The 18,070-nt window shown below is 57.8% G+C and carries 15 protein-coding genes; 3 read left to right on the top strand and 12 right to left on the bottom strand.

Going from position 1 to position 18,070, the window contains the following annotated elements:
• Nucleotides 1-170: 170 nt before the first annotated feature.
• Entirely contained in the window at nt 171-1,688 is a 1,518-nt protein-coding gene (locus ACUXAC_RS02850) for a hypothetical protein (protein WP_421115062.1), read from the bottom strand.
• Between the two features lie 478 nt (nt 1,689-2,166).
• On the bottom strand, nt 2,167-3,789 hold the full coding sequence (locus ACUXAC_RS02845; RefSeq protein ID WP_421115061.1) for an AAA family ATPase: 1,623 nt from the start codon (nt 3,787-3,789) through the stop codon (nt 2,167-2,169).
• Between the two features lie 438 nt (nt 3,790-4,227).
• On the opposite strand from ACUXAC_RS02845, the gene ACUXAC_RS02840 reads away from it, so the two are divergent.
• Nucleotides 4,228-5,232 carry a LacI family DNA-binding transcriptional regulator gene (locus ACUXAC_RS02840; protein ID WP_130018581.1) on the top strand — a complete coding sequence of 335 codons (1,005 nt, stop codon included), beginning with the start codon at nt 4,228-4,230 and terminating at the stop codon, nt 5,230-5,232.
• Between the two features lie 6 nt (nt 5,233-5,238).
• Here the strand turns inward: ACUXAC_RS02840 and araD are convergent, their stop codons facing one another.
• From araD to ACUXAC_RS02800, 8 genes are all read right to left on the bottom strand, one after another.
• Nucleotides 5,239-5,931 carry an L-ribulose-5-phosphate 4-epimerase gene (gene araD / locus ACUXAC_RS02835; protein ID WP_033632583.1) on the bottom strand — a complete coding sequence of 231 codons (693 nt, stop codon included), beginning with the start codon at nt 5,929-5,931 and terminating at the stop codon, nt 5,239-5,241.
• Complete coding sequence (locus ACUXAC_RS02830) at nt 5,925-6,794, bottom strand: L-ribulose-5-phosphate 3-epimerase (RefSeq protein WP_437221859.1); 870 nt, start codon at nt 6,792-6,794, stop codon at nt 5,925-5,927. The genes araD and ACUXAC_RS02830 overlap by 7 nt, the downstream gene beginning before the upstream one ends.
• Nucleotides 6,781-8,268, bottom strand: a complete 1,488-nt coding sequence (locus tag ACUXAC_RS02825; RefSeq protein ID WP_454266464.1) for an FGGY-family carbohydrate kinase — start codon at nt 8,266-8,268, stop codon at nt 6,781-6,783. The genes ACUXAC_RS02830 and ACUXAC_RS02825 overlap by 14 nt, the downstream gene beginning before the upstream one ends.
• A gap of 8 nt (nt 8,269-8,276) precedes the next feature.
• On the bottom strand, nt 8,277-9,266 hold the full coding sequence (locus ACUXAC_RS02820) for an ABC transporter permease (protein ID WP_043136365.1): 990 nt from the start codon (nt 9,264-9,266) through the stop codon (nt 8,277-8,279).
• Nucleotides 9,263-10,753 (bottom strand): ATP-binding cassette domain-containing protein, encoded by a 1,491-nt coding sequence (locus ACUXAC_RS02815; RefSeq protein ID WP_439069206.1) that lies wholly within the window; start codon nt 10,751-10,753, stop codon nt 9,263-9,265. The genes ACUXAC_RS02820 and ACUXAC_RS02815 overlap by 4 nt, the downstream gene beginning before the upstream one ends.
• Before the next feature lie 54 nt (nt 10,754-10,807).
• Nucleotides 10,808-11,725: an ABC transporter substrate-binding protein gene (locus ACUXAC_RS02810; protein WP_015378502.1), complete on the bottom strand. Its 918-nt coding sequence runs from the start codon at nt 11,723-11,725 to the stop codon at nt 10,808-10,810.
• A gap of 135 nt (nt 11,726-11,860) precedes the next feature.
• Complete coding sequence (locus ACUXAC_RS02805; protein ID WP_060420265.1) at nt 11,861-12,928, bottom strand: zinc-binding dehydrogenase; 1,068 nt, start codon at nt 12,926-12,928, stop codon at nt 11,861-11,863.
• Nucleotides 12,929-13,213: 285 nt separating this feature from the next.
• Entirely contained in the window at nt 13,214-14,167 is a 954-nt protein-coding gene (locus ACUXAC_RS02800) for a LysR family transcriptional regulator (RefSeq protein ID WP_060420262.1), read from the bottom strand.
• A gap of 139 nt (nt 14,168-14,306) precedes the next feature.
• Here ACUXAC_RS02800 and ACUXAC_RS02795 point away from each other — a divergent pair, with 139 nt between their 5' ends.
• Together ACUXAC_RS02795 and ACUXAC_RS02790 are read left to right on the top strand one after the other, a co-directional pair.
• On the top strand, nt 14,307-15,509 hold the full coding sequence (locus tag ACUXAC_RS02795; RefSeq protein ID WP_454266463.1) for a M20 aminoacylase family protein: 1,203 nt from the start codon (nt 14,307-14,309) through the stop codon (nt 15,507-15,509).
• A 1-nt stretch (nt 15,510) separates the two neighbouring features.
• On the top strand, nt 15,511-16,299 hold the full coding sequence (locus ACUXAC_RS02790) for an ABC transporter substrate-binding protein (RefSeq protein WP_038877877.1): 789 nt from the start codon (nt 15,511-15,513) through the stop codon (nt 16,297-16,299).
• 158 nt (nt 16,300-16,457) lie between these two features.
• Here the strand turns inward: ACUXAC_RS02790 and tmaR are convergent, their stop codons facing one another.
• Both tmaR and ACUXAC_RS02780 read right to left on the bottom strand, forming a co-directional pair.
• Complete coding sequence (tmaR, locus tag ACUXAC_RS02785) at nt 16,458-16,775, bottom strand: PTS system regulator TmaR (RefSeq protein ID WP_004935612.1); 318 nt, start codon at nt 16,773-16,775, stop codon at nt 16,458-16,460.
• 160 nt (nt 16,776-16,935) lie between these two features.
• A complete protein-coding gene (locus tag ACUXAC_RS02780; protein ID WP_070914537.1) occupies nt 16,936-18,003 on the bottom strand; it encodes an FUSC family protein in 1,068 nt (355 codons plus the stop codon).
• Between the last annotated feature and the right edge of the window lie 67 nt (nt 18,004-18,070).

The following is an 18,070-nucleotide window of genomic DNA, read 5'->3' as shown; positions in this document are numbered from 1 at the left end:
CTCAATATCAGAAATACTTCTTTTTTACGTTGAGAAAATTATAAACTTGACTAGGTTACCAAATTACTGCTGACTAACACCTAGACATCAACAGTTAGAGGCACCTCTATTTTTCAGGAGTACTTAAAGGTCTATGTCTAAACCACCCGCTATGCAGGTGGTTGATTTATCTAATTCGGCCTTGCTTGAATGGCTGACTCTATAGCTGCTCGAAATTCCGGAGCGTCACTTCTTAATCGATGATCATCAAGTGCATTGAATATTTTTAGAAGCTCTCTACGATAATGCGTCGATGCCGAATTGTCTTCACCTCTAGTTGTGAAAATTAACAATGAGTCCGCGACGTCTTTTAATTTTTTATTCTTTTTTAACCTGATATAACAAGACACAATCATATCAAGAATATCTTTTCTAGATTTCAAAGTAAGTTTATTATTAGGTATAACCAAGCGCAGCATAGCACCAAGTAATTTTGTGGCCTCTTTTGAAATGTAATGAAGTTCGAAATTATTTGTTCCTTTATTTTCTTGAGGGATCTCCTTTTCATCTATCCATTCGCATTGCTCTGCCCAATCTGTAGCGACGCTAAATAAATGACAGAGAAGGAAGTGAAAAGGTGTTTCCCATTCACCACTATATTCATCCGATTGCCTATTCATACTCTTTATAATTTTCTTTGCAAAATATGTATAGTAATGCAGCCATAGATGATCCTGAAGTCCCTGATGAATCCCTTCATGAATCATGATTTCAAACAGCGTGACCCCAGAGTAAATAGGACATTTATACTTCGAAACATCATAATAGGAACCTAAAGGTTTATTAAGTGAAGCAATAATTTTTTCATCTTCATCTAACCTCCAGTATAGATATTCACCGATGTCACGGTATATTGCTAAATCAGCTGAAAACTTAGCGTTAGAAAAGAAAAAATGTAATATACGGTTGTTTTTTGGAATCAGCAAACGATGTCCTCGACTAACGTTAAGATTATTTTTAAGCTCAACATATAGACGACTGCTAGGTGAATTGAGTAATGCACTGATAAAATTAGAAGTAAAATCAGAACGAACTATTGGCTCGATCTTGATTAACTCAAGGCAGAGGGATGGGTGCGCAAGTGCAAAGTGATTGGTAAGTTCAGGTGATGATACAATATTAAATAATGCCTCATGCGCATATTCGGCAGCTGTCTCGCGATTAGAGATGCGGAGATTGTTAGCTATCTTATTACAAAGTCGATTCTTCACCGGCCTATCAATTATTGATATTAACTTTTCTAGTTGAGGTGCCAACAACTGTGCCAGATCATCGTATCGTTTAGTAAGGTGCAAGTTTTCTACTAACTCTAGAAATATTCCTGTTCTTCCAACTGAGAGTTTAGGGTTTTTTAAGCGAAATAAAATGTAAATAGCAACTACGAGTGATATCAGGTACACGGCACTTGAACTATCGAATCCCCATTTCCAAGAGCCAAAGCTAAAATATAAGTCTAGTGATTTTAAAGCTGGTGCAAGCACCAAATAATTGCTTAGTAAGAATGCAAACCCAACAATTGCCCAATCCCACCACGCCAGGCAGAACCTTAAACGTAGTCGAGCATTTGGCGTAATAAGAGCCCACACAGCAGCAATAACGCCCAGTATGGTAAGTAGACTTGAAGTATCAATTTTTGTTGGCGGTATCATAATTTCTCTTGTAATAATTTTTTGATGTACAACGTAATGGCTTCACATGATAAGACTCTTTGTATGATAAATCAGAAAATTTTTGCACGGTTAAGAATACCCTCAAAATAGCACATTTTGATCGAGAAATGGTATTAAATGGACATTACTTGTCCACACCGTTTTTTCAGTCGGCTTTTGCCGACTGACATTTTTGGGTGTCCTATTGTACTACGCTCCTTAAAAAGCAATACTGCAGCTGTATGTTTATCACAGGAGTTGTGCTAATCAAATCACTGAGGTTTAAAGCCAGCTCTGGTACGAAGCGGACACGTTACCTGATCTGAAAATCCGCTACGGGCGAGAGGCGGTCACAATATGTAGTGCTAAGAAGCGAGCACTGTCTAACATGAATGCAGATTAAGAAAAACCATAGAGATAACAGACCCATTTGAAAGATGGACTGTTATCCCCGATGTTTATCAGTGTGAAATATTTTTCAAGAATATACAAACTCTGGTAATCCATCCAAACATTCTATAACAAAATTCCTAGCCTCTTGGTCATCTCTCACTAAGGACATAATTTTAGTTTCATAAAATGCACGGTTTGGACAGTTAAGCCTACGAATTATCTTATCTATCATACCAGTTCGCCTAATTGAATATCTTTCTATCAAGAAATTAACATCTTTTCGTTCAAGAGCATCTTCATAAATCGATAGCTCGTTGCTATAAATATCTCCAGCATTGATTGACACGCTTTTATTTTCGAAGCCGCCTCTATGACTTGGCATCAACTGATTAAACATCCATCTTACTGATTTATTAACAGCAAGGCTACATAAATCCTTCTTCTTTGAAGAGTCAATTAATACGGCAAGAATATCTTGTTTGATAATATTCATAACCGAAATATCAATTTCAAAAATGTTACCGTACTTTTTTATAAAGAACTCTATCATTACAGGATGATAGAATATTGATTCAATAGAGTGATATTTTAAAGTAAAGATAAAATCACTTTTTAAGCTATCAATCTCTTCTGTTTTCTTATTATCATTGTCAACCAAACCAAATGCATTAACCCATCCTAGCTTATCATTACCTCTAATGCCTCTGACCGAAATAGCTACATCTTCACAGCCTTCCTTCGGGATTAACGAAACATTGGGAAAAATTGATTTATAAAGTCCTATATCAAGGCTTGAGTTTATCCCCTCTATGAAAATAACTTTCTCTTTTGCACCGATAATATCTTTTTTTATGTGATCAGGAATTGAACCGGGATCTCTAATGAGTTCTGTGTTCCACGAGATTGCGATTTCAGATCTATATTTACACGATTTCACCAAAAGGATCTGTGAATTATCCATATCTGAAGCAAGACCTATATCGTGTGTTGATACAATGAAAAAACAATCAGGCCTGATTGCTATCAGCTCCGATAGCAAGGGAGATGAAACAGACCTATGTAAATGCCTTTCAGGCTCATCAATGATAAAAAGAGTACCTGGCAATGCTGATATAACATCAGCGGATATAGTTATAGCATTTTTCTCGCCGTCAGATAGTTGAGATATAGAATAAATTGCTGGCGGGTTATATTTTGAGTTGACTGCTATAATATTATCTTCATCATCGTGATCTATTGTGATAGGCATTCCTGATGATATTAAAACTGAATTAATTATTTCTTTAGGTGACACACTAACCTTGAGCGCTCCATCTATATCTCTTGCGTCTACTTTATCAGCAACATCTCTATTTCTTCTATTAATTGCTTTTTTTAATCTAATAATAGGAAGCTTGCTTTGTCTTGCATCCTCGACTTTCCAGCGAGAAGTGTTTGAGTATCTTACGTTATTTTGAAGATATTCTAAAGTAGAAGCGAACTCCGAGTTCGACATGTCAATAACCGATGTATCAAACCAAATTTGCCTATGTGCAGATATCAATACGATGTTATTATTATCTCCTAGATTTCTTAGTGCGTGATATATTAGTGATGACTTGCCAGCGCCATTGGCCCCAAGAATAAAAAGAACCTGTCCTTTATAGATGGGCAATAATCCACTTTCAATGTTCTCTGAAGGAATAGGAATATCAACGTAATTTTCCAATTTTTTCTCCTAAACTAGGTAGAGCTACTATTACTTATATCCATCCATTGTATTCTAAGATTTTGGCAGTCGCCACATTACTTTTCTTACCTCTTGTAGCTAGAGTTGTCTGCCCATATTGAATCGGCATATCTGTATTCTTCGATAGAACCGTGCCTTTGAACAATAACTCAGTTAGCTCGTCCGCTTTTGGCACAAAGCAGTCATTAATACCAAACCTCGAACATAAAACACACTTTAGCAAAGGTTCCTCCAACAAAATATAGCCACATAAAATGATTTAATTCGCTACTAATAAATAAATGAAATTATTAACTTCGCTTTCATTTGTTTATTTTCTCTCCCCTACTCCAGCCCATCCCCTAACTCCCCCCTAGCACCGCCCCCGCCCTTTCCCTACAATAAGGGATCTGTTGAGGCATAACGCAAGGAAAGACGGTGTCGAAAGCCAATCCCAATGCCACTATCGTGGATATCGCCCGCCGCGCCAGGGTGACCAATATCACCGTTTCCCGCGCCTTCAATAAGCCCGAGCTGGTCAAGCCGGAAACCCGCGAGCGCATTCACGCCATCGCCAAAGAGCTGAACTATGTGCCCAACGCCTTCGCGCAGGGGCTGAAAAGCAGCAGCAGCCAGATTATCGGCATCGTCACCAGCAGCATGTACAACCCGTTCTATTCCGGCCTGATCAAGACCGTGTCGCGCATTGCGCGCCAGCAGGGCTACCAGATCATGCTGTTCGACACCGACGGCAGCGAAGAGGCGGAAATGCGCGCCATTCAGGCGCTGTTCGGCTACAAGGCGCGCGGCATCCTGCTCTCGGCGGTGCGCGACGACAAGCGCTACCGTCCCGCCTATCTCGAGCTGGCCGAGGTGTACGGCGTGCCGCTGATCCTGATCGACCGCGATCTCTACGATCAGCAGCTGAGCGGCGTGTTCCTCGATAACCGCGAGATCGGCGTGCTGGCCGGGCGCTATCTGGCGGAGCAGCCGGAGCAGAAGCTGCTGATTATCGGCGGCCCGGCGGATTCGGAAATTACGCTAACGCGCACCGCCGGCATCGTCGCAGCGCTGCAGGGCAGCGGCCGTGAGATTCATATCATCAACGGCGACTACGATTTCACCTCGCAAGAGAGCGAGGTGCGCGCCTATCTGGCGCAGCCGGAGAACCGCCCGGATTGCATCATCGGCCTGAACGGCATCATCACGCTGGGCGCCATCGCCATCTGCCACGAGATGGGGCTCTATCAGCAGGTGAAGTTCTTCTCGATAGACGAGCCGCCGCGCGCCGGCGCTTACGGCCTGCACATTCCGGGGGTGTATCACGATACGCAGAAACTGGGGGAGATCGCCGCGGAGCTGCTGTTCAGCGCCATTCACAGCCCGCGCGGCGAGTTGCCGGTGCGCAGAGAGTTCTTCACCGGCTCGCTGTTGAATCGCTGACGGGCGCTATTGCCCGTAGTAGGCGTGTTTGCCGTGCTTGCGCAGGAAATGTTTATCCAGCAGCTCCGGCTGCATCGGGGCAATGGCCGGCGCCAGCTGGCGCGTCGCCATCGCCATGATCGCCACCTCCTCCAGCACCACCGCGTTGTGCACCGCATCCGCCGCATCCTTGCCCCAGGCAAACGGGCCGTGGGAATAGACCAGCACTCCCGGCACCTGCTGCGGATCGCGCCCCGCCTGATTGAAGGTTTCGATAATCACCTTGCCGGTTTCCCCCTCGTAGTCGCCGGCGATCTCCGCCTCGCTCATCGGCCGGGTGCAGGGAATGTCGCCGTAAAAGTAGTCGGCGTGGGTGGTGCCCAGCGCCGGGATCGGCTGCCCGGCCTGCGCCCAGATGGTGGCGTTGCGGCTGTGGGTGTGCACCACGCCGCCGATATCGGCGAAGGCGCGGTACAGCGCCAGGTGGGTGGCAGTGTCGGACGAGGGCTTGCGGTGCCCTTCGCGCACCTTGCCCTCCAGATCCACCACCACCAAATCCTCCAGCGTCATCGCCTCGTAGGCGATGCCCGAAGGCTTGATCACCACCAGCCCGCTTTGGCGGTCGATCGCCGAGACGTTGCCCCAGGTAAAGGTCACCAGCCCGTACGCCGGCAGGCTGAGGTTGGCGGCCAACACCTGCCGCTTGAGTTCGTTCAGCATGCGATGCCTCCCTCGATCATCTGTTGTTCGATCCAGGCCTTGGCCTGGGCGATGCGTTGCTTATCCTGCCCGTCTTCGCGCGCCCACATCTCCAGCAGGTAGGGGCCGCGATAGCCGAGCGCATTGAGCACGGAAAAGGCGTGGGCGAAATCCACGCAGCCCTCGCCGAACGGCACGTCGCGGAACTGCCCGGTGCTGCCCGGCCCCACCGCCACGGTGTCTTTGAGGTGCACGGAGGTGATGCTGCCGATGCCCAGCGCCAACTCGGCGGCGACGTCGTTGCCCCAGGCGCTGAGGTTGCCGAGATCGGGATACACCCTGAACCACGGGCTGTTGACGTGGCGGGCGATGTCGCGCCATTTGCTGATGCTGTTGATGAACGGCGTGTCCATCACCTCCACCGACAGCATCACCTGCGCCCTGGCGGCCTGCGCCGCCGCCCACTGCATGCCCTCGATAAAGCGCTCGCGGCTGTGGCGATCGGCGGGTTCGTAATAGACGTCGTAGCCCGCCAGCTGGATATTGCGGATGCCGAGATCCGTCGCCAGTTCCAGCGCCTTGCTCATCAGCACCCGCGCCCGTTCGCGGGTGGCGGCGTCATGGCTGCCGAACGGATCGCGCCGGTGCGCCGACAGGCACAGGCTCGGCACCGTCACCCCGCTGTCGAGCCGCGCCTGGATAAACGCCAGCCGCTGGCGGCGATCCCAATCCAGCCGCTGCTGGCGCGCCGGCTGCTCGTCGATCGACATCTCCACAAATTCAAAGCCCAGCTCGGCGGCGGTGGCCAGCCGCTGCGGCCAGCTCAGATCGGCGGGCAGCGCCTTTTCATACAGCCCCAGACAGGCGGCGTTAGTCGTTTGCATCAGTCACCTCACTCAAAGCCTGAGCGACCGCCAGATAGCGCGCCTGCTGGGCGCGCAGGCGCCGGTGGGCGGCAGTCGCGGGATAATAACAGCGCAGCTTGGGCGGCGCGGCGGCGATCGCTTCGGCGAACCCGGCGTACTCCCCGGCGCCGACGGCGGCGCACAGGGCGGCGGCGCGGCAGCCGCTTTGGCGCGTTTCCACCACCTCGAGCGGGAGGTTGCCGGCGTCGGCGTACATCTGCATCCACACCTCGGACTGCGTCGGCCCGCCGGTCATGCGCACCCGCTCGATGCGCGGGTTCAGCTGCACCATGCGCTCCTGGTGAATCAGATGCGAGAACACGATGCCCTGGTAGATCGCCTGCACCACGTCCGCCATCTCGTGGTGGGCGCTCAGGCCGATCAGCCCGCCCGGCGTGTTACCGCCGAGGTTGGAGCCGTACAGATAAGGCAGGAACAGCAGCCCGCTCGGCTGCTCGCGGCGCTCGGCCACCCAGGCGTTGAACTGGGCGTAGCGCTGCCGGTCGTCGGCGCAGAACTGGCGCAGGAACCAGGCCAGGTTGCCGGCCGAGGTCGGGCTGCCTTCGTGCACGAAATAGCGGCCGTCGATGCAGTAGCGCCCCCAGGCGTAGGGGTAATCGGCGGGAATGATGCGCTCGGTCACGCAGGTGGCAATCGACCAGGTGCCCGCCACCGCGCTGAGCGTGCGATCGTCGGCCACGCCGGAGCTGAGCGCCGCGCCCACCACGTCGAACAGGCCGCCGTACACCGCGGTGCCCGTTCGCAGGCCGCACTGCGCCGCCGCCGCAGCCGTCACCCGCCCGGCCAGCTGCGCCGAGCCGATCACCGGCGCGGTTTTCTCCTGCGCCTCTTCGATGCCGAAGGCCGCCATCAGCGCCGGATCGTAAGCGCCGCTGTGCTGGTTAAACAAGTTGCTGCCAGAGATGTTGGTCACCTCGGCCGCCGCCTCGCCGGTGAGGCGAAAGCGCAGGTAGTCGTGCGCCATCAGGATGCGATCGACGGCGGCGTACTGCGCCGGTTGCCGGTGCTTCAGCCAGCGCAGCAGCAGCGCCGGGTGGCTGGGCCACAGCGGCTGCAGGCTGCGCGGGTAGGTCTGCGCGTCCACGCCGGCGCGGCGCAGCTCATCCGCCGTGGCCGCCGCGCGGTTGTCCGAAGAGAGAATGCCGTTGCCGACCGGTTTGCCGTGGCGATCGATGGCGTACAGCCCTTTGCCGTGCGCCGAGAAGCTGACGCCGCGCACCTGGCCGGCCTCCAGCCCCGCCGCGTGCAGCGTCTGGCGGATCGCCGCGCAAACGTCATCCCACAGCGTGTCCATATTGCGTTCGCTGAAGCCCGGCTGGGCGGCAATCGCCGCGCCGTCGCGCTCGGCGATCGCCAGCTCTTCACCGCTTGCCCGGTACAGCCCGGCCTTGATCACCGTGCCGCCGACGTCTATGCCAAGAAAGACTGACATCGCACCTCCTATTTGCGCCGCACGGAGCTGAGGTAGATGGCGGCCAGGATGATGCCGCCTTTCACCACGTTCTGGATATACGGCGACACGTTCATCAGATTGAGGCCGTTGTTAAGCACCCCGAGCATCATCGCCCCCACCAGCGTGCCAATGATGGCGCCGCGCCCGCCGGAGATCGCCGCCCCGCCCAGCACTACGGCGGCGATGGCGTCCAGCTCGAAGCCTTCGCCGGCGTTGGGCTGCCCGCTCATCAGGCGCGAGGTCAGCACCAGCCCGGCCAGCGCGGCGGTCAAGCCGCTGATCACGTACACCAGCATCTTGTAGCGCGGCACGCGGATGCCGCTCAGGCGCGCCGCCTCTTCGTTGCCGCCCATCGCGTAGACGTAGCGGCCGAACGGCAGCTGGTTGAGCATCAGCCAGGCCAGCACGTACACGCCGAGCATGATCAGGATCGGCACCTGGATGCCCAGCACCGTGCCGCGGCCAAAGAACGCGAAGACGTCGGGCAGGCCGGAGATTGGGTAGCCGCCGGTATAGAGCAGCGCCAGGCCGCGGGCGATGCCCATCGACGCCAGGGTGACGATGATCGGCGGCATGCGCAGGTAGGCGATGCAGGCGCCGTTGGCCAGGCCGAACAGCGCGCCGACCGCCAGCGCCGCCACCATCGCCAGCGGGATCGGCACCGCCGCCAGCATCAGCCCGGCGGCGACCGAGCCGGCCAGCGCCATCACCGGCCCCACCGAGAGATCGATGCCGCCGGTCAGGATGGCGCAGGTCATGCCCACCGCGATGATGGCATTGATAGACACCTGGCGCGCCACGTTGGTCAGGTTGTTGACGCTGAGGAAGCTGTCGTTCAGCAGGCTCATCAATACGAACAGGACAGCGAAGCCGATAAACGGCAAGACCGCCGGGTGATGCAGCAGTTTTTCCCAGCGCTTGCCGAGGCTGGGGCCGGCGGCGCGGCGCGCCACGGCGGGTTGTTCAATTCCGATCATAAGGCACTCCCGGTCGCGTGAAGCATGATGTGGTTGGATTCGATGTCGTCGCCGGTCAGCTCGGCGACGATGTGGCCGCCGCGAAACACCAGCACGCGGTCGCACACGCCGATGATCTCCGGCAGTTCGGAGGAAATCATGATGATGGAGATGCCCTGCAGGGTCAGTTGCTGCATCAGCTGGTAGATCTCGGCCTTGGCGCCCACGTCGATGCCGCGCGTCGGCTCGTCGAAGATCAGGATGTTGCAGTCGTTGTTGAGCCAGCGGGCGATCACCACCTTCTGTTGGTTGCCGCCGCTCAGGGTGCTGACGGCGGTCTCGGCGTCCGGGGTTTTCACGCCCACGGCGCGGATCAGCCGCTGCACCACGTCGCGATCCTTACGGGCGCTGACGAAGATCTTGCCGCGCCGGTGGTGCCGGTTGAGGGTGATGTTCTGCGCCACCGAGAACGGCAGCACCAGGCCCTCGGTTTTGCGGCTCTCCGGCAGCAGGCCGATACCCTGCGCCAGCGCCTGCGCCGGGGAGCGCAGCGCCGCCGGTTGGCCGCCGAGGCTGACGCGTTTGCGGTGGCAGCGGCTGGCGCCGATTAGCGCCGAGACGGTCTCGGTGCGCCCGGAGCCCACCAGCCCGGCGAAGCCGAGGATCTCGCCCTTGTGCAGGTGGAAGCGGTCGGTCGCGCCGTGCTTCTCGCGCTGGATCTCCGCCTCCAGCAGCACCGTCGCGGTATCGACCGGGTGCTGTTTCACCGGGAAGGCGTTCTCGATTTTGCGCCCGACCATCAGCCGCACCAGCTCTTCCACGTTGGTGTCGCCGGTGGCCAGCGTTTCGATGTAGGTGCCGTCGCGCAGCACGGTAATGCGATCGCAGATGGTGAAGATCTCGTCCAGGTGGTGCGAGATAAACACCATGCCGACGCCCAGCAGCCGCAGATCGTTCATCACGCTGAACAGGTGCTCGGCCTCGCCCGGCGTCAGCGTGGCGGTCGGCTCATCCAGCACCAGCACCCGCGCCTCCAGCGACAGCGCCTTGGCAATCTCAACGAACTGCTGCTGCGCTACGCTCAACTGCTCCACCGGGCAATCGAGATCGATAGCCACCGTCAACCGTTTGAAAATGGTCTCGGCCTTGCGCCGCATCGCCCGCCGATCCAGCAGGCCCCAGCGGTTCCTGATCTCCCGGTTGAGGAAGATGTTGTCGATGGCGCTCATGTAGGGAATCAACGAGAATTCCTGAAAAATAATGCCGACCCCGGCCTCGATCGCCTGGCGATAGTTGTTAAAGCGGCGCTGCTCGCCGTCGATAAAAATATCGCCCTCGTCCGGCTGATGGATGCCGCACATGATTTTCACCAGCGTCGATTTGCCGGCGCCGTTTTCGCCCAGCAGGGCGTGCACTTCGCCGCGTTGAATAGCCAGATCGATGCCGTCCAGCGCCTTCACGCCGGGAAAGCTCTTTTTTATTCGCTTCAGTTCCAGTAAAGGTGTCACCGCATTGCCCTCCGCGCCGAACGCCCCGCCGCAGCGGGGCGAACCTGGCCGCTGTTACCAGCTAAAGCCGGCCGCATTGCTGCGGTCGATCAGCTTCACTTTGACCGGCACGGTTTTCGGCACCGTGGCGCCCCAGTAGCGGGCCAGCGCAATGCCGAGCGCGATGCGCAGCTGGTCGCGCGGGAACTGCGCCGAGGTAGCGATAAACGGCGAGTTCGGCTTGAGGATCTCTTTGATGGCTTCCGGCTGGCCGTCGACGCTCACCAGCTTGACCTTGGCGCCGTTGCTTTCGATCGCCGCCAGGGCGCCGAGCGCGCCGACGTCGTTGACGCTGAAGATACCCGCCAGATCCGGCGCCGACTGCAGCATGTTTTCGGTCACGGTCAGCGCGGTGTCGCGTTCCTGCTTGCCGTTTTGCTTGGTGACGATCTTGATGTCGGGGTATTTCTTCATCGCCGCTTCAAAGCCGCGCACGCGCTCCAGGATCGGCACCACCGGGATGCCGTCGAGGATCGCCACCTTGCCTTTGCCACCCAGCGCTTTCGCCAGGTACTCGCCCGCCTGGAAGCCGGCGTCGTAGTTTTCCGAGCCGACGAACGAGTCCAGCGGCCCTTCCGCCTGCGCGTCGATCGCCACCACCACCGCGCCGGCCTTATGGGCGGAGATCACCGCCGACTGCACCCCCACCGAATCGGTCGGGTTGATCAGCAGGATATCCACCTTCTTCTGCAGCATGTCTTCCACGTCGCCGATCTGTTTGGCAACGTCATGGCGCGCATCGGCCACGTACACCTTGGCGCCGATATCCGCCGCCGCCTGATCCAGCGCCTGCTTCATGGTGACGAAGTAGTCGTTGTTCATTTCCTGGAACGACATACCGATAGTGATTTGCTTGGCCAGCGCCCCATGGCTGGCCGCCAACATTCCACCGGCGACGATAAAAGGCAGGGTCTTTTTGAATAATGAAAACATAGCCAATTCTCCTGTAGGGAAGCTTCTTGTTGTGGTTATCAGAGCAACAGCATGTCTTTACGTTTGGCCGACCGGCCGGCCCCCCATTGCGAGCGGGCCGGCGGTCGTGACTGCAACAGCGGTACGGCGGGAGGGTCAGGGAACCAGGATCACCTTGATGGAGTCGGTCGAGTCCGCCAGGGCGAAGGCTTCGTCCCAGTCGTTCAATGAATAGCTGTGGGTAATCACGCCATTGGAAGTCACCAGCCCGCGCTCGAACAGATCGATGGCGATTTCGTAGCTGTAGGGCGCCAGGTGCGCGCCGCGGATGTCCAGCTCTTTGCGATCGCCGATGATGGACCAGTCGACGGTGGTTTCCTTGCCGAACACGCTGAACTCCACGAAGCGGCCCAGCTTGCGGATCATCTGCAGCCCCTGGGTGACGCCGATCGGCGCGCCGGTGGCCTCGATGTAAACGTCGCAGCCGTAGCCGCCGGTCAGCGATTTGACGATCTGGTCGGCGTCTTCCTTCAGCGGGTTGATCACTACGTCGGCGCCAAATTCCTTCGCCAGCGCCAGCCGCTCGTCGATGGCGTCGATCACGATCAGTTTCTTCGGCGTTTTCAGGCGCGCCACCTGCACCATGCACAACCCGAGCGGCCCGGCGCCGGCCAGCACCACCACGTCGTCCAGCTGGATGTCGCCGCGCGCCACGGTGTGGATGGCGCAGGCCATCGGTTCAATCAATACCGCGTCTTCATGGCTCAGGCTTTCCGGGATCTTGTGCACGATGGCGTTCTCGGAAAAGCGCATGTACTCCGCCATGCCGCCCTCCGCCACGTCTTTTTGAAAGCCGTAAATGTTATGCGTCTCACACATCCAGTAGCTGCCGGATTTGCAGTAGCGACACTCCCAGCACGGCACGATCTGCTCGGCGATCACCCGCTCGCCGAGCCGGTATTTGCCTTCCGCGCCCTCGCCCAGCGCGGCGATGCGGCCGTAGAACTCGTGGCCCGGCACCACCGGCGGTTTAACCCACGGGTTCTCCCCCCAAAACATCTGTGCGCCATTCTTGCACTTGCAGTCGCCGGCGCAGATGCCGCAGCCTTCCACCTTGATCACCAGCTCGCGCGCCTTCGGCAGCGGCGTGGGCACCTGTTCGAAACGATAGTCCTGCGGGCCGTGGCAAACGACCGCACGCATTTTTTCCGGCAACTGGCTCATCTCTTCCTCCAATACACTCGTTAAACGCTTGAATTTTCTTAATGTTGACGTTGTCATTTTTATCCAACAAAAAACAACCAACGTTATAAAGTGATAAATTTCAATTAATTAATCATCAAACACCCAGGAAAACTCAAAATGACAACGTGAACATAGAGCGACATATAACCAAAGCTGCAAAAATAATTATTTGAGCGAAATCACATATCGTTAACATTGCGGCTAAAAATGCTACAAATGCGGATCGCGATCCCATTTACGAGATCGGCGAACCGGGGGGATCCGCTAAATCAGCAGGCGCACGCGATCGTAGATCTGGCGATCTTCCGGCCGCGACGATCGCGCCTGCTGGCGCAGGGTGCGCACCAGCGTGTCGATAAACGCATGGGCGGCGGCGCTCAGAATGCTGTTACGCCGGGTGACGATATTCAGCTGCGCCGGCTGGCAGCTCTCCCGCAGCGCCAGCGGCTGCACGCGGGAGGCGAACTGCGGCAGCGCGACGATCGGCCGCGGGCACCAGGTGCACATCTCGGCGGACTCCACCAGCGCCTGCAGCATGCCGAACGAATGCGCCTGGATAATGCGCTGGCGCGGCAGGCGCGCGCCGTGGCGGTGAAACACCTCGTCGAGCAGCGCATCGAAACTTTCCGGGGTATAGCTCATCACCCAATCCTGCTCCAGCAGCTGATGCAGCGAGGTACTGTGCGCCAGCGGGTGGCCGCGCCGCACCATGTACGCCGTTTCATACTCCAGCAGCGGCTCGCAGTGGAACTCCTGCGGCGCCGACGACGCCGGCAGCGGCGTAATGGCAAAGTCCATCGTGCCCTCGCGCAGCTGCGACTGGGCGTTGGCCATCAGGCTTTCCGACAGTTCCAGCCGCACCGCCGGCACCTTGCTGCGAAACGCCATCACCGCCGGCGGCAGCACCGTCAGCATCAACCAGGGGGTGATCGCCGCCTTGACCAGATCCGCCGCCCGCCCGCGCAGCGCCGCCATTTCTCCCTGAGCCTGCTCCAGCTGATTCAACACCAGCCGGGCGTGCGCCAGCAGGGTTTTGCCGTAGGGGGTAAAGCCCAGCCCGGTCGGGGTGCGGATCAGCAGCGGCAGCGCCTGTTCCTGCTCCAGTTCGCGCAGCGCGCGTGTCACCGCCGCCTGCGACAGCCCCAGATGCCGCGCCGCCGCGCGAATGCTGCCGCTGTCGGCGCTGGCCACCAGCGCCTGCAGTTGGTGCAGTTTCATGTTCACCTCCTGACAATCATTGGTTGTCAGCATAACCGAACGGCGGCTACCCGGCAAAAACGGAGTTTGCTAGTCTCGATGCCTATCCCTCTGCCCCGTTCCGTGCCCGTTGGTCGGGACTCTTTTGCCGGAGACCGTGATGAACCCTTCACTCGTACTGCCTGAGATCGCCGCCGTTCATGATGAGATGGTCGCGCTTCGCCGCCACATTCACGCCCACCCGGAGCTGGGCTTCCAGGAGTTCGCGACGTCGGATCTGGTGGCGCAGCGGTTGGAGGAATGGGGTTACCGCGTCACGCGCGGCGTAGGACAAACCGGCGTTGTCGCCACACTGCAGCGCGGGCCGGGAAGATCGCTCGGCATCCGCGCCGACATGGACGCCCTGCCGATTGCCGAAACGACCGGCTTGCCGCACGCCAGCACCCATGCCGGGGTGATGCACGCCTGCGGCCACGACGGGCACACCGCCATGCTGCTGGCGGCGGCGCGCTATCTGGCGCAGCAGCCGAACTTCAGCGGCACGCTGCACCTGATCTTTCAGCCGGCGGAAGAAGGCGGCGGCGGCGCCAAAGTGATGATTGAAGACGGCCTGTTTGAGCGCTTCCCCTGCGACGCGGTGTTCGCCATGCACAACGTGCCCGGCTTCCCCACCGGCCACCTGGGCTTCGCCAGCGGCCCCTTCATGTGCTCGGCCGATACGGTACACATTACCCTGCACGGCCACGGCGGCCACGGCGCGGTGCCGCAGAGCACCGTCGATCCGGTGGTGGCCTGCGCGGCCATCGTCATGAGCCTGCAAACCATCGTGGCGCGCAATATCGATCCGCAGGAAACGGCGATCGTCACCGTGGGGGCGATGCAGGCCGGCCAGGCCGCCAACGTGATCCCGGCGACCGCTACCCTGACGCTCAGCGTGCGCGCGCTGACGGCGGCGGTGCGTGAGCGGCTGGAGCAGCGCATCACCGAGCTGGTCACGGCGCAGGCCGCCAGCTTCGGCGCCCGCGCGGAGATCGACTATCAGCACGGCTACCCGGTGCTGGTGAACCACCCGGCAGAAACCGAGCTGGCGCGCGCGGTGGCGCTGGAATGGGCCGGAGAGAGCCGGGTTATCCCCACGCTGCGGCCGTTCACCGCCAGCGAAGATTTCGCCTTTATGCTGGAGAAGTGCCTGGGCAGCTACATCTCGATCGGCAACGGCCCCGCCACGCCGGGCAATTCTCTGCACAACCCCGGTTATGACTTCAACGACGACAGTCTGTCGCTGGGCGCCACCTACTGGGTCAAATTGGTCGAGCGCTTTTTGGCTCGCCCTGCGGTTTCATCGCTAACGCTGAGGAAATGACATGAAAACCATCAAAGGGCTGTTGTTGTTGCTGCCGCTGGCCGCGAGCTTTCCCGCGCTGAGCGGTGAATTCAGCGGCAAAGTGATCAAGCTGGGCATCGATCCCACCTTTCCACCGCTGGAATATAAAACCCCGCAGGGCAAGCTGACCGGCTTCGGCGTCGATATCGCCCAGGCGCTGTGCGACCAGATGCAGGCCAAATGCGTGTGGGTAGAAAGCAGCTGGGACGGCATGATCCCCGGCCTGCAGGCGAAGAAGTTCGACGCCATCGCCTCGTCGATGACCATCACGCCGCAGCGCCGGCAGCAGATCGCCTTCTCCAGCAAGGTCTCCAACGCCCCGGCGCGGCTGGTGGCGCATAAGGGCAGCAACCTGCAGCCTACCGTCGCCTCCCTGAAAGGCAAATCGGTCGGCGTGCAGCAAGGCTCCAGCCAGGAGGCCTACGCCAACGCGCTGTGGCGCCCGGCCGGCGTTAACGTGGTGGCTTACCAAAGCCAACAGGAAGTGAACGAAGATTTGGCCAACGGCCGGCTGGATGCGTCGCTGCTGGCCAGCGTCAGCGCCAGCGAGTTCTTCAAAACGCCCGGCGGCAAAGATTTCGCCTTTATCGGCGCCGAGCTGACCGACAGCAAATACTTCGGCGTCGGCGACGGCATCGGGGTGCGCAAAGACGATACCGCGCTGCTGAACGCCTTCAACGCCGCGCTGCAGGCGATCCGCGCCAACGGCACGTACAAGAAAATCAACGACAGGTATTTCGACTTCGACATGTACGGCGCGGAGCAGTAACAAGCGTTCCCCGGCGGTCACCTGCAGATCCTGCAGGACGGGGAGGCGCCTTCGGCCGCCGGGGAACGCCCCAACGGAAACGGCAGTGTCGGCAAGAACGGAAAATCAGGCGGGATAAGGATGCGGGCCAGGCAGGACGCTCGGCCCGCTAAAGCGGGTTACTTCACTTCGCCCATCGCTTTCAGCTTTTTGGACAGCTCGCGGCGTTCTTTGGACAGATCGGCATTTTTGATGATGTAGTCATCAACGCGATCTTCGTAGTCGCTGCGCATGTTGGCGATGATGCCCTGAATGTCTTCAATGCTCATGCCGGGCTTGATGTACTCACTCAGGTTGTCGAGCAGCAGCACGCGCTTCTGGTTATCACGAATTTTCTTTTCGTTGTCGACGATCTCGCGTTGCAGTTTGTTTTTGCGGCGGAACATACGCACAAACTCCAGCACGTCCTGGAAACTCGGCTTATTTGCATTATCCATCTTTATACCCTTGCTTTAGTAATACACAGATTCATTTGCTTACGGCCACATGGCACCAAGATACAGGTTTGTGGCGGTCCGGCACAACAGTGATTGCCTTATCTTACCCACTTTGCCCCGGCGGCCAAAACCCAAAGCGCCGCCTTCATGATCTGACCCCTTATTCGCGCCCGGCGGCGGTGCAGACCTGGAGCAGATCCCCCAGCTCTTCCAGCTGCTGCGCCAGCTCCATGCTGAGCCAGACATAGCCGTAAATCGGCGCTTCGCCGTGCTGCCCGAGGCTGACCTCTTGCATCAGCGTTTTCAGCTCGCCGGCGATCTCCGCCAGCTGCCCCGCCGCCGCCTGCCGCTGCGCCTGGGGCCCTTCACGCATCAGCACCGCCAGCGATTCCAGCGAGCTCAGCGTCAGCAGCTGGGTGCTGCGCAGCGTGCGGGCGTTCAACATGATGAAGTGCGTTTCGCGCGAGGCCCAGTAGGCGTCGGCCATCAGCTCCAGTGTGCACACCAGATTGCGGCTGAGGGTTTGCACCGCCTCGAACACCGCTTTGGGGATGCGGGTTTCCTTGCTGGCGGGCACGATCAGGCTGCGCAGCTTCACCACCTGATTCAGCAGGTCCTTGAGCTGCGGCTCCAGCCGCGGCCGCTCAATGACGTTCGGCGAAAAATACGCGCCGTAGAGGCGGGCGGCGGTTTGCAGGCAATCCGCCATTTGCATGCGCCACAGAATATAGGCGCGCTGTGGGTAGATGCTGGTGAACAGCAGCGCCAGCAACGAGCCGAAGATCACGTCGCCGCTGCGCCACAGCGCGGTATGCATGTCGCCGGCGCCCGCGCCGCACACCACCGCCAGCGTGATCCCCACCAGCAGCGCCATATACGGCCGTTTGCCCAGCGTCAGGTAACCGCAGACGAACATCACCACGCCACACCAAACCAGCATCAGCGGCAGCGAATAGAGTTCCAAATACAGGGCGATCAGGCCGGACGCGGCGCCGAACACCGTGCCGGCAATGCGTTGCAGCGCCCGCTGCAGCACGTTGCCCCAAAACGAGATCGGCCCCATCACCACCACCAGGGTGATCAGCGGCCAGGTGCCTTCGGGCACCGCCAGCAAGCGGATCAGCAGAAAGGTCAGGATAAACGCCAGCCCGATGCGCACGCCGTGGACAATGCGATAGTGGCGGTAGGTTAGCAATTCAAGGGAAGAGATTTTTCGATCGAGGCGCACAATGCCTCCGATAAAGACCAGCCAGGCCGCTATTTTAGCGGAGGAAGCCCGGCAAGGAAAAGGCGAA

The sequence above is a fragment of the Serratia sp. 121840015-1 genome (genome assembly GCF_053627655.1).
Note: the sequence above shows the minus strand (reverse complement) of the source record. Positions and strands in the feature narration are given on the sequence as shown.